13 protein-coding genes and 2 pseudogenes are annotated in these 12,389 nt (G+C 59.4%); 7 read left to right on the top strand and 8 right to left on the bottom strand.

Annotation, left to right across the window (positions count from 1 at the left end; translation table 11 throughout):
- Positions 1–37 precede the first annotated feature (37 nt).
- Positions 38–940 carry a LysR family transcriptional regulator gene (locus FY152_24600; GenBank protein ID UXS35334.1) on the bottom strand — a complete coding sequence of 301 codons (903 nt, stop codon included), beginning with the start codon at positions 938–940 and terminating at the stop codon, positions 38–40.
- Between the two features lie 93 nt (positions 941–1,033).
- Here FY152_24600 and FY152_24595 point away from each other — a divergent pair, with 93 nt between their 5' ends.
- The 6 genes from FY152_24595 to FY152_24570 all read left to right on the top strand — a co-directional run bounded on the left by FY152_24595 (position 1,034) and on the right by FY152_24570 (position 6,334).
- On the top strand, positions 1,034–2,155 hold the full coding sequence (locus FY152_24595; GenBank protein ID UXS35506.1) for an HlyD family secretion protein: 1,122 nt from the start codon (positions 1,034–1,036) through the stop codon (positions 2,153–2,155).
- A 4-nt stretch (positions 2,156–2,159) separates the two neighbouring features.
- Positions 2,160–3,734: an MFS transporter gene (locus FY152_24590; GenBank protein UXS35333.1), complete on the top strand. Its 1,575-nt coding sequence runs from the start codon at positions 2,160–2,162 to the stop codon at positions 3,732–3,734.
- A gap of 39 nt (positions 3,735–3,773) precedes the next feature.
- Positions 3,774–3,989: a hypothetical protein gene (locus FY152_24585; GenBank protein ID UXS35332.1), complete on the top strand. Its 216-nt coding sequence runs from the start codon at positions 3,774–3,776 to the stop codon at positions 3,987–3,989.
- A 108-nt stretch (positions 3,990–4,097) separates the two neighbouring features.
- Entirely contained in the window at positions 4,098–4,646 is a 549-nt protein-coding gene (locus tag FY152_24580; GenBank protein UXS35331.1) for a cupin domain-containing protein, read from the top strand.
- 111 nt (positions 4,647–4,757) lie between these two features.
- A complete protein-coding gene (locus tag FY152_24575; protein UXS35330.1) occupies positions 4,758–5,693 on the top strand; it encodes an alpha/beta hydrolase in 936 nt (311 codons plus the stop codon).
- A 47-nt stretch (positions 5,694–5,740) separates the two neighbouring features.
- Positions 5,741–6,334, top strand: coding sequence for an NAD(P)H-dependent oxidoreductase (locus FY152_24570; protein ID UXS35329.1), 594 nt, complete (start codon positions 5,741–5,743; stop codon positions 6,332–6,334).
- A gap of 490 nt (positions 6,335–6,824) precedes the next feature.
- On the opposite strand, the gene FY152_24565 is transcribed toward FY152_24570, so the two are convergent.
- The 7 genes and pseudogenes from FY152_24565 to FY152_24535 all read right to left on the bottom strand — a co-directional run bounded on the left by FY152_24565 (position 6,825) and on the right by FY152_24535 (position 11,598).
- A complete protein-coding gene (locus tag FY152_24565) occupies positions 6,825–7,559 on the bottom strand; it encodes a hypothetical protein (GenBank protein UXS35328.1) in 735 nt (244 codons plus the stop codon).
- Between the two features lie 23 nt (positions 7,560–7,582).
- A pseudogene (locus FY152_24560) lies at positions 7,583–8,390 on the bottom strand (SDR family oxidoreductase).
- A gap of 142 nt (positions 8,391–8,532) precedes the next feature.
- Entirely contained in the window at positions 8,533–9,351 is an 819-nt protein-coding gene (locus FY152_24555; protein UXS35327.1) for an SDR family oxidoreductase, read from the bottom strand.
- Positions 9,352–9,434: 83 nt separating this feature from the next.
- Positions 9,435–10,052, bottom strand: a complete 618-nt coding sequence (locus FY152_24550) for an isochorismatase family protein (GenBank protein ID UXS35326.1) — start codon at positions 10,050–10,052, stop codon at positions 9,435–9,437.
- A 66-nt stretch (positions 10,053–10,118) separates the two neighbouring features.
- Entirely contained in the window at positions 10,119–10,691 is a 573-nt protein-coding gene (locus tag FY152_24545; protein ID UXS35325.1) for an NAD(P)H-dependent oxidoreductase, read from the bottom strand.
- 52 nt (positions 10,692–10,743) lie between these two features.
- Positions 10,744–11,306 (bottom strand): annotated as a pseudogene (locus tag FY152_24540) (TetR/AcrR family transcriptional regulator).
- Between the two features lie 91 nt (positions 11,307–11,397).
- Positions 11,398–11,598, bottom strand: coding sequence for a hypothetical protein (locus tag FY152_24535; protein UXS35324.1), 201 nt, complete (start codon positions 11,596–11,598; stop codon positions 11,398–11,400).
- Between the two features lie 107 nt (positions 11,599–11,705).
- Here FY152_24535 and FY152_24530 point away from each other — a divergent pair, with 107 nt between their 5' ends.
- The gene (locus tag FY152_24530) at positions 11,706–12,215 is read left to right on the top strand and encodes a hypothetical protein (GenBank protein UXS35505.1); all 510 of its coding nucleotides are present in this window, start codon (positions 11,706–11,708) and stop codon (positions 12,213–12,215) included.
- The last annotated feature ends 174 nt before the right edge of the window (positions 12,216–12,389 follow it).

The raw sequence follows: 12,389 nt of genomic DNA, 5'->3' as shown, positions 1-12,389 counted from the left end.
CGCTCGGTATTTATTGCGTAGAGCGCCAGCGTTCCAATCAGAGTTTAACGCACTCAATGTAATTGCTGATTGTCGCTCTCGCGCTTTCCGTCCGCCACAGAAGCTTCATCTCCATCTGCGGCAAGGGGTCGGTCACTTCGAGATAGACCACGCCTCTAAAGTTCAAGGACTGCATGGGCGAGGGAACGAACGCGACACCGAGACCAGAAGACACGTAGGTCATCAGGCTCATGATGTGGCTGGTCCTGTAGACATGCTGGGGTGCCAAATCCGGGAAGGAACTCATCACGCCTGCGATATTCGAGCGGCCGTCGGGTTCCGCATAGACGGCAAGGTTTTCGCCGGAAACATCGGCCACCTTCGCATGCCCGCGCTCCGCCAGTCGATGGTTGTCTGCCACAGCCAGCAGCCAAGGCCACGATCCTACCTTGCTCGAAGTAACACCCTTCGGTTCCTTCCCGGTCGTTGCGGCATATCCCACATCGATGTCATCACGAAGCAAGGCATCGGAGACTTCGCTGCTTGGCATTTCCTTGAGGGTCACGTTGACGTTCGGCCACTCCGACGTGAAGCGTCTGATCGACGACGAGATCAAGCCAACGATAGCCGCATTCGCTCCGTAGCCCAGTCTCAATGTCCCGGTCTTGCCCCGGGCAAAATCCCTGACGGTATCAATCGCAGATCCAACCCGCGCCAAGGCCGCGTAACTCTCCCGGAGAAATTCACGACCTGCCTCGGTCAGTTGGACATTCCGCTTGGTGCGCTCAAGCAGTTCGATTCCAAAGACTTTCTCCAGGGATTTGATCTGCGCGGTCAGAGCAGGTTGCACGATGTTCAGCCGCGCTGCCGCGCGCCCGAAATGCAGTTCCTCGGCCACGGCGATGAAGTACCTGAGATGCCGGAGTTCGATGCCGGGGTGACGAGTGACTTCAGATTCCAACTGTAATGACTCCTGATGATTAATCGTGATCAAAAAGCTATTGGAAGTGATAGCCTGAAATGTGCTTTCTGTCCTGCTAAAAAGGATAGAACCATGATCCAGCAGTCTCCGAATAAAGGACCGGCCGCCGTTGCCGTCCCACAGCAAGATACCGCGCACGCAAAGCCCGCCCGCGATTACACGAAGCTTCTGATACCGCTTTCTGTTGTAGGTGCCGTTCTGGTGCTCGTCGGCGTGAGTTCACAGCGCTGGGATAGGTGGATGGCGGGAGCCGACACACAGACCACTGACAACGCCTATATCCGTGCTGAGTTGAGCCGCCTGAGTGCACGCGTTTCCGGAAATGTCAGCGCCATCAACGTCGGCGACTTCGATCACGTGAAGGCTGGAGATGTCCTGGTCGAGATCGATCCTGCCGATTATCTCGCCAAGCAGGCGCAGGCCAAGGCGGCTCTTGACGCAGCGATCGGACAGCTTGCCAATCTGGAAAACCAGAAGACCCTCCAGAAGGCCGCAATCTCGCAGGCGGAAGCACAGTCAGCAGTCGCGAAGGCCAATGCCGATCTTGCGAAGACAGAGGCTGAAAGACAGGTCACGCTCGCCGGCAAGGGAATTGGTACGCAGCAGAAGAATGAACAGGCACAGGCCGCCGTGCAAACCACGATAGCATCAGCACTGGCCGCCGAGGCATCTGTTGCATCGGCACGGGCACAGCTCGAATATATCGGCGGTCAGGCAGATCAGCTTTCAGCCAACGTGGAAGCTGCAAGAGCGGCCCTCAAGACTGCCGATCTCTCGGTGTCCTACACCAGGATCATTGCGCCTTTCGATGGTGTGGTCAGCGAACGCCAGGTCCATGTCGGCGACTATGTGACGGTCGGGACCAACTCGATCTCGATCGTCCCGCTGCCTGATGTCTACATGATCGCCAACTTCAAGGAGACCCAGCTTTCCAGGATGAAGGAAGGTCAGGTGGCGACCGTGACAGTTGATGCACTGCCTGGCGAAACCTTCAAAGGTCACGTCACACGTCTGTCGCCAGCCTCCGGGTCCCAGTTCGCGCTGCTTCCCGCGGACAACGCCACCGGCAACTTCACCAAAGTGGTCCAGCGCGTTCCTGTCAGGATCGATTTTGAGGCTTCGCCGACGCTCGAACACCTGCGATCCGGCATGTCGGCCGAGGTCACGATTTCGGTCGGCTCGGAAGGCCGTTGATGTCATGGGCGAAATTCTGAAGCTGGTCCTCCCGTTCCGCAGCACAGGGCGGGAAACCCACCACCCGATCCTTGCCGTCTGTGCCGTCCTGCTCGGTCCGTTCATGGTCGGCTTCCACAGCCGCCTGTTCGGGATCGGTCTCGTAGACCTGCGCGGTGCCTTTGGTCTCGGGTTCGACGAAGGTTCCTGGTTGAGCACGCTGGCGACAGCTCCCCAGATGGTGTTCGCCCCCGCTGTGGCATGGCTGGCGGCCGCGTTCGGGATCCGGCGCGTCATGGTCGGCCCCGCACTGATCTATGCTGTGATCTCTTTGATGATCCCATTCACGCGGGACTTCACAACGCTCGCCGTCCTGCATGTCATCCACGGATCGCTTCTTGGGGTCTTCGTTCCGGCGACCCTGATGATCATCTTCCGGAACCTGCCGATGAAGTGGTGGATCACCGCGATTGCGATCTATGCCTTTCGAGGCGCCTTCACCGTGAATTCCGGGACCGCGCTCCTCGACTTCTATGTCCAGCGCTTCGGCTGGGAATATCTCTACTGGCAGGATGTCGTCCTCGCTCCGCTTCTTGCCTTCCTCGCGTACAAGGGCGCGCCGCGGGAAAACGTGAACATGGACCTCGTCCGTCATGCGGACTGGGGCGGCATGCTGTTTCTCGGCATGGGCATGGCGATGCTGTTTGTCGCGGTGGACCAGGGCAATCGTCTCGACTGGTTCGAAAACGGGATCGTACTCTCGACGTTCGCAGGCGGTCTGGTGCTAATCGCGGCCTTCTTCGTGAACGAGATGCTGGTCGAACGGCCATGGGCGCATCTTGGTGCCATCGGCGCGCGCAATGTCGTCCTCCTCCTGTCCGTGGCTCTCTTCTATCTGATGAGCAGCATGTCGAATTCGGCTCTGATCCCGAACTATCTGACTGCCGTCGCCGGGCTTCGTCCGGAGCAGATCGGCGCCACACTGGTCACCTGGGTCTGCGTTCCGCTCATGCTCATGACACCGATCGCTGTCTGGGCAATGCATCGGACCGATGGACGCTTTCTGCTCTTCACGGGGCTGTGCTGCTTCGCTGGCGCGTCGCTTATCGGCACCGGCCTGTCGCCCGACTGGAACGGCGATAGCTTCCGTACGATGTGCGTGCTTCAGGGTGCGGGACACATCCTCACCTTCCTGCCCATCATCGTGCTCACCGTCGCCAATGGCGACCCCAAGAAGGCGATCGCGGTCGCCGCCTATATCCAGGTCATCAGGCTGCTAGGGACGCAGACCGCGCAGGCGCTGATGACGACCTATCTCCGTAAGGGAGAGCAGCTCCATTCCTATCTGACAGGACTCAACGTGGAACGGGGTTCGGAGGCTTCGGTCTCGGCACTCGCGGCGCTGGCCCACAAGATGGCGGGCGCGGGAGCGGCGCTGTCCCAGAGCCGCGCAACGGCGGTCCTGTCGCAACAGGTGCAGAAGCAGGCGAACGTGCTGTCCTACATCGACGCATTCTGGCTGACCTTCTTCTGCGCTGTCGGAGGCCTCGTCATTCTCGCCTTCGTCACCAAGGCACCGAAGGGTCCCTTGACCGCCTAATACAGATTCTTCGTGCGAAAGGCACGTATGGAGGAAGATATGACTCAGAGAGAGGGATTGCATGGCGCGTCGCTGATGCTTGTCCGCCAAATCCTTGATGATTTCTGCGAGGAACACAGGATGGCGATATCTGACAGGACGGCCATAGAAGCCGCGAGGATTCTCATCGGCCTTGCCGTATCCGAACGGGAGGAGCCGATGGCGATGCGGCAGAAGGTCGAGGAATGGTTCAGTCACTCGCAAAGAAATCCATGATCGCGGGAGACGGTGTTCCAATTCCGGAACACGAGAACGGCGGATTTCGAATCTTGAGTTTTATCAAGCCAACGGTACATTGATATTCGAAACAACCGGACGAAAACCATGACCGACCATTCGATCACGACCATCCCGGCAGATACGCCGCTCCCGGCAGACGATCTGAACCGTTCTCTGACAGTCGTGTTGCCGGACGACCCATCGATCCCTCACATCTCGCAGGCAGGGAACGTCTACACCATCCTGGTATCCGGCGAGCAGACGGAAGGACGCTACACCTTGATCGATATGCTCGTTCCTGATGGCGGCGGACCGCCCCCGCACAGGCATGACTTCGAAGAGATGTTCACTCTGCTCGAAGGCGAACTTGAATTCACTTTCCGCGGCGAGACGCAGATCGTTCGCGCGCCAGCCACTGTGAACATTCCAGCCAATGCCCCGCACCGTTTCGCCAACCGATCCGGAAAGATGGCGCATATGCTCTGCATGTGCACACCTGCGGGACAGGAAGAATTCTTCCTTTCGATCGCCGACCGCATTCCTGATCGTCAGTCTCCGGCTCCCAAGCCCGACGCTGCTACGCAGACCGAAAAGAAGCAGCTCGCGGAATCCCTGGCCCCCAGGTACCGCACCGAGTTTCTCACGGCCAAATAATCGCCCGGCAGGTCCGCGACGGGCCTGTCGATCTACCCGTCCATCGCCGAAGTCTTGAACCCGACCGAAAGGCCAAGAGTTTCGACGCGCGTATCAAAGAGAGTGATATCCATGACCAAGACAAGACCACTGGACGGCTTCGGTTCTGTAACCGGGGTGCCGAAGCTTCCCGAGGGCTTCCGCGACGTGTTCAGCAGCCATCGTGTTGATGCCAACGGCCTCGGCCTCCATGCGGTCATCGGCGGGAAAGGGCCTGCACTCCTGCTACTCGGCGGCTGGCCGCAGAACTGGTTCGCGTGGCGTTATGTAATGCTCCCGCTCAGCCAGTATTTTACGGTCATCGCCGTGGATCCACGTGGTGTTGGGCTGTCCGAGAAGCCGTCCGAAGGTTACGATGCCGATACGCTGTCGGCCGATATGTTCGCCCTAATGGACGCACTGGGGCACGAGAAATTCTCGATGGTCGGGCATGATGTCGGCCTGTGGATCGGTTACGTGATGGCCGCCGACCGCCCTGATCGCATCGAGCGGATCGCGCTTGGCGAAGCTATCGTCCCCGGCCTTTCGCCTTCTCCGCCATTGCTCAGCGACGACCGCTGGGTCAGCGACTTTCTCTGGCACTTCAATTTCAATCGTGCGCTCGGTGTCAACGAACGGCTCGTCGAAGGCCGCGAGGATCTCTACTTCGGCTACCAGTTTGACACGAAGTCGGGTTCTGCAGAGAAGTATCCCACATATGGCAAGGAATTCTACATCGAAACCCTGCGTCGGGTTCCGGGCGCGCTCAAGGCCAGCTTCGACTACTACCGGGCGATCGATCAGTCGATCCCACAGTATCGTCGCCGCAAGGAAACCATGATCGAGATCCCGGTTCTTGCATTTTCCGGCGCTCTCGCATGCGGGCCGATGGTCGAGAACGAGTTGCGGACGGTCGCGAGCAATGTGGACTCCGTTATCATCCCCGACTGCGGTCACTACCCGGCCGAGGAACAACCCGAAGCGCTCCTGAAGGCCCTGTCGAATTTCCTGAGACCTGTCGGCCACTAATTGACTGCTATATCGAAAATCCTACTGAATGAACAAAAGGAATCTCCATGTCTTCCAGACCAAAGATCGCAGTCATCATCGGCTCCACCCGTCCCACACGACTTGCCGACAAGCCCGCGCAGTGGATACTCAAACAGGCGCAGGCCAGAGGAGACATCGATGTCGAGATCGTGGACCTTCGCGACCATGCTCTTCGTTTCTTCGACGAAGCTGCATCAAATCTCTGGATGCCTAGCCAGGACCTTGAAGCTGTGCGCTGGCAGGAGACCATCGGCCGCTTCGATGGATACATTTTTGTCGTCGCGGAGTACAATCATTCCATCACGGGCGTGCTGAAGAACGCTCTCGACCAGGCCTACAAGGAATGGAACCGGAAGCCATTCACGGCCATCGGTTATGGTGGTGTTGGAGCATCTCGCGCCGTCGAGCACCTGCGGGCGATCGGGACCGAACTGCAGATGGTTTCCACACGGTCTGCAGTCCATATCGGCGGCGGGGATTTCATGGCCATTATGCCAAGAGGCGGTAACAAAGATGTCAAAGACATCGAGGCAAACCTGCTGCCGTCGGCGAAAGCGGCGCTGGACGAGCTGGTCTGGTGGGCGAATGCCACGATGGCAGCCAAGGCGGCTGACACTTAATCAATGGCAGATTGTATGTCTGCTTGTGCGCTGACTAGAATTACCGCAGATCGATCGCAGATGCATTTAGCTTAGGTGAGAAAGGTTGACGTGGTTGTGCGGGCCCTGCTACGCGGTTATTCTATATTGAGAGGCGGGAGCATCTGCGGCGATGCTCCCGCCTCGTTTGTCATCTTGGTAGTGCAATACCGCAGTAGTGCAAAGCGGTTGGCCTTGCCGCCCTGAACTTTAGTTCGCAAAAACGCGGAGCCCTACGCGCTAACCAAGGTTAGAGTTCCCTCTGTGAACGTGACAATGATACGCTATAATACCGTGGGACTAAACGCCTAGGCTGAATAAGCGCCGCCGTTTGGCATCGCTCGTCCGTCAAGGGTTTCAGCTATCATATGAGGGGATTGCGAAAGTCTCCCGATCTGCCCCTGAATTCAAATTCAGATCATGCATCACGGTAGTCGATGAGGCTGCGCAATTTGTGATCTTTGAGATCGAGCTACCGACCGCTGATGGTGCCGGCCATCGATCCGGTGGCCTGTCTATTGACCAGGAACAGGACGAGTGTGGAGGGGGCTTCAGCTTTGATTGCAGGCAAGGCACTCTCAAGGTCCGTGACCGCATCACCCTTGCCGAGAAACTCGTCTCCGAGACTGACTACCCCATCCATGACGTAAAGCCATGGTGTCAGGCTAGGTGCTGACGGCGCAACAATCTCATCGCCTGAGAGCAGATGGGCGTCGTAAAACGTTACGGCCTGGCGGATTCTCAGTGGAGCCGTACCTTCCTCGGGAGCGGCGATCAGATTCCAGTCGCCGTTCAGAAAGTCGTTCGGCCGATCGAAAAAGTTCACGGTTCCATCGAGATCAGCTTGAGCCGGACGGATGAAGATCTGAAGCATTTCCACGGGCACGTCGGGTGTCGATTCCTCGTGCCAGAAGCTGCGACCGGCATTCATCATCATGAGCTTGGTCGGAGAAATTGCAATGCGATGACCAGCTGAATCCTCGTGAACCATCGAGCCTCGCCACATATAGCTGAGGATCTCGTCGTTCTTGTGCTCGTGCATGGAAACCACGGTGCCGACGTCAAGGTTGGCATGGTCCATCACGCTGAACGGTCCGAATGCGGGACCGGCGTTTTGTCCGAGGATTGCCCCCGGCCGGATGCGCCTGATCTTGAATGGGCCTTGCGCGAAAGAGCTCGATTCCGAGGAGCGTAGGATCTGGAGCATAGTCTTTCCTTTTGGTTGCCGCGTTATCGGGCGAGGTCGCCGCCATCGACAGAGATCACACTGCCGGTGACGAACGCGGCGAAGTCTGACGCTGCGAACAGGACCACGCGAGCGATGTAGTCCGGCAGGCCCAGCCGGCCAAGAGGCAATGCCTGGCCGTATTTGACGAGCGCTTCACGGACGGCATCACCCTCAGCGCGCTTGCTCTCGGCGCCGGGCGTTTCTGTCAGGGTCGGGGCAACGCCGACGGCTCTGATTCCCTTCGATCCAAGCTCGACTGCAAGGCTCTTCGTCAGCCCGGGCGACCGCGTGCTTGGAGCCGACGTAGTGAGCCGGATTGGCACCGTTGCTGGCGTTGTAGGCTGCGGTGGAGACGATGTTCACGATAACGCCGCGATTGGGCCTCATGCGGAGTGCCGCCTCCCGCGCGCCGAAGAATGTGCCGCGAAGGTTGAGATCGATCACACGCTCCCACTCGACATCCGTGATGTCGAGCAGCGAACACGAAGGATAGATCCCGGCATTGTTGACCCAGATATCCAGACTTCCGGTTTCATTGACCGCTTTGTCCGCAAGTTCCGTAACGGAGGCATGATCGTTGACGTCCAGCTTCGCGCTGACATGCTTGCCGCCGAATGATGCAAATTCTTCTACGGTCTCCTTTGCCTTCGCTTCGTCAAGATCGCCGATGATGAGGTTCGCGCCGGCCTCGGCCAGCCTCTTGCTGATGGCTTTGCCAATGCCCGCAGCACCTCCCGTCACCACGGCGGTACGGCCGCGAAGGGAAATAAGGTCGCTAATGGATTTGGTAGAAACATCGATATAAGTCATATGCTCCTCCTTGAGCGTAATTGGTAACTGGGCTGTAGCCTTGGGCGGCGTCGCGGACGTTACCGGGTACGGCGCGGCGCGCATTCAAGCGTCTCGCCAGCCGCACCGGCCACGATCGAACTGGCCGCTTCGGATCAACGTATCAGGCTTTTTTGGTTTTGGCGGCCAGCCGGGCCGTCTCCGCGTCATCGCGCCAACCGGCCGTGGCACCGCCGTCGACAACGAAATTCTGGCCTGTCACCCAACTTGCCTCGTCAGAGGCCAGGTATAGAGCGGTATAGGCGATGTCTTCGGCACGTCCGGGACGGCGGATCAGCGCATTGCCGACCTGCCAGGCTTTGCCTTCCGGATCGACGGCCTTGTCGGTGGCCGGGGTGCTGATGAAACCCGGAGAGATGCTGTTAGCCCGCACGCCATGGCTTGCACCTTCGGCCGCCAGCGCACGGGTCATCGAGATGACACCACCCTTGGCCGTTGCGTGCGCGACTTGCGCAAGCGGCTCGATTCCTCGCAGGGCCGAGTAGGAGCCAATATTGATCAGTGACCCGCCACCATCCAGCAGATGGGGCCAGGCAGCCTTTGTCGTGTGGAAAACCAGGTGCAGTTCGACATTGATGACATGGTTCCAGAGATCGAACGTCATGTCGGTGAACGGAGCAAAACCGAAGCCGGAGGCGTTGTTGTAGAGAACATCGACTCCGCCCATGCGCTCCGCACCCTTCTGCACCCACGCTGTCGCCTGTTCGGCATTGGTCAGGTCGACTGTCTCGGCCCATACGTCATAGCCTTCGTCGCGAAGCTGCTTCGCAACAGCCTCGGCCGTGCCTTCCTTGAGGTCGCAGCCGACGACGGTCGCCCCTTCCGCGGCGAACAGCCTCAGCGCCGTTTCACCTTGTCCACCGCCGGTCCCGGTGATGAGAACGCGCTTGCCCTGCAGCCGCCCTTGTTTTTCCTTCGACATTTGTCTTCCCTTCGTCCTTTTGATGAGTTTGTGAGTGGAGCCGAGGTACGGACTTGGCCGTCCCCGGCTATGGAGAGGCCTGCTCAGGCCTTGGCCGCGACGAAGCTGCTGATCAGATTGCCGTAGAAGGGCAGGTTCTCGCCCATGACCTGTGCAAGCTGCTCGCCAGTGGGTTTGCGCCAGTCAGCCTGGATTTCCGCACCGACAGCGACCCAGGTGATCGGCTGGACGCCGGCCTGAACCATGCGAGCGATGGCGACCTCCTGAACCAGCTTGTTCCATGTGCCGGATGCATCGATCACGGCATAGACGTCATATCCATCCTTGATGGCGGACAGGGCGACGAAGGCGACGCATACTTCGGTCGAGACGCCGGCCACGATCAGCTTCTTGCGGCCGGTCTTCTTCACTGCATCGACGAAGGCGGCATTGTCCCACGCATTGATTTCACCGGGTCGCTGGACCACCGTGGCGTCGGGAAGCGTCTGCGTGATCACGGGAAGCACCGGTCCGTTGGGACCGTCGGCGGCGCTCGTGGTGACGACGGTCGGCAGACCGAAGGCCTTGGCGAATTTCACGAGACCGGTCACGGCGGCGAGATATTCCGGGACGCTCTGATCCTGGATACCATTCGATAATCCGGTCTGATGATCGACCAGCAGAAGTGCCGCATTATCGGCAGTCAGTCTATCGTAGCTCATTTCAGTTCTCCTTGGGTTGACTTGAAGGCGAGTAATTGGCCGGAACAAACCGGCCGGTCTGCGAACTCAGTTCGAGGCCGCGGATACGAGTTCAGGCACGAGGCGATCGAGCATCTGCTTCGGGAAAGGGGGCTTCAGATCGCCCAATTCGTCGAAAGCTTCGTGTGCGGTGCCGACGGACACCATGGTCGGCAGCACGCGAGCGCCGAGCTGCAACTCGAGCGTATTGCGAAGCGACATCAGGCCGCGATAGCCGCCGAAGCCGCCCGGCGAGGCGCTGCCCAACGCGAACACCGGTTTTCCGAACGCGGCACCGATCCCGCCATGCTCACCGACGCGCGATACCCATGCCAGGACGTTGAGGAGCAGTGGCGAAACGTTGGCATTGAGTTCCGGGCTGGCGATGAAGATGCCGCCGTGACTGCGGAACTTTTCATGCAGCCGATGTGCGGCCTCCGGAACGCCGTCGCGGGCTTCCAGATCGCCGTCGTAGATCGGGAGAGCGTAATCGGCGAGATCGATCGCTTCAACCAGTCCGCCCCGTGCCTCGATCCGCTTTGTAACGAGATGGGCGAGCTTCCTGTTGAAGGATTGACTGCGGGTCGATGCCGCGAGGGTCAGGATCTTGGGCTGTGTCATATTTTCCTCATATTGGAGTGAACGGTCCATAATTGATAAATTGCAAAGGGCCTCAATCGAAGTGTGCCATCAGCAGATCGAGGGCGTCATTCAGGCGGGTCCGGTCGCCACCGGCCCGGACCATGACCTGGAAGCCGGGAAAGGCGACGACGAGGAGATGGGCCATCTTGCGAGCATCGACGCTGCCTCTGATCGAGCCTTCGCCCTGACCCCGTTCGATGGTGCGGGCGAGCGCATCCTCTATCAGTTTGAAATCCGTTTCGACGCGATGGCGGACAACGGCATCGTGGGGAGCAAGCTCCACGGCCTGATTGGTGCTCATGCAGCCATTGGAGAACTCGAACTTGGCGGCGTCTTCGATGATCTGGCGAAAGAAGCTCTCGATCGCCTGCCGCGCGGAGCCATTGTTCAGCAACGCATCCATCTGGTGCGCGCGCTCTTCGCGATAGGCGTCGTATGCCGCGAGGAAGAACTCGCGTTTGTCGCCGAAGCTCCCGTACAGGCTGCTTTTGCTCAGGCCCGTCGCTTGCAGGATATCGGTCAGGCTCGTCGCCTCATACCCCTTGTTCCAGAACAACTGCATCGCTGTCTGTTAAATTCCTGCGGTCGAGCCATCTGGCCTCCCACCGGTTTTGGGACCGTTCAGTTCATAACCCCATTTAGTCGATATGAACCGATAAGTCCAGAACTTTTACGAACGAGCTTTTCAGCCAAGGATGCGCCGCATCTGATGGGGGTTGATGCGGTCCGTGTCGCGCTCAATGCGTTTTCTAGCCTCGGCAGTCAGGACCGGAAAGCGGCGACGGGCGCGGGCTGGAGCGAAAGCGACGACACGGGAGCCGTTTTCCGCCCCCTGGGGCTTGGTCTTGCCGCCCAGGCGGGCCAGGTCCCAAAACAGAAACGACACGACTGGCGGGCCATCTGGCCCGCTCAATATCGCCGCCGCCATAAAGAGGCGGCGCGGGGGCGGGTCGGGCGGGACCAAAAGAAAAAGGCCGCGGCTTCGCGGGCGGCATCGGCCATATCATAACCCTCAGCGGCGCATGGGGTCTCGGCAGCAAGACGGCATCGGCAGAATGGAACGTGTTCTGCGATCCGGAGGCGGCGTCGATCGTCTATGGCGCGGGCATTCCGCTGACCATGGTGCCGATCGATGATGCGCTCATCGCTTCGGTGGGGCAATTGCCCGGCCCGACGGCAAAACTGGCGACGGAACTTCTGAAGTCGCTGACGACGACGTTCTATCCCGGTGTGCTGACGCCGGAAAAGACGCCGTCGCACGACCCCTGCGCCATCCTTGCCGCTGCCTATCCCGAAATTGTCAAAACGGTTCCGGCACGGGTCGAAATCGAAACGGCGCCCGGCCTCAACTACGGGCGCTCGATGGTCGACGTCGCGGGACGGACCGGCAAACCGGACAATTGCCGGGTCGTCATCGCGTTCGATATAGCGGCAACCCATCGCCGCCTCGTCGAGTCTCTCGGCAATCTGGCGCGCCTGCAGGAGACAGTCGCCACGAGTTGACGGCGCATCCTTCTCGCGATATCCGAAGCCCGGCCCGGGCTTCGGATTACCTTGTGCATCTCATCGCCTCTTTCGCAGGTTATTTTCCTTCGAACTGTCGATCTGTATTGCAGGTATAGCCCTGACCTATTTGCGTGCCGACTTCCTGATCGGTTCAATCGGGAACGGTGAGGG

The sequence above is a fragment of the Agrobacterium tumefaciens genome (genome assembly GCA_025560025.1).
Taxonomy (GTDB): Bacteria; Pseudomonadota; Alphaproteobacteria; order Rhizobiales; family Rhizobiaceae; genus Agrobacterium.
Note: the sequence above shows the minus strand (reverse complement) of the source record. Positions and strands in the feature narration are given on the sequence as shown.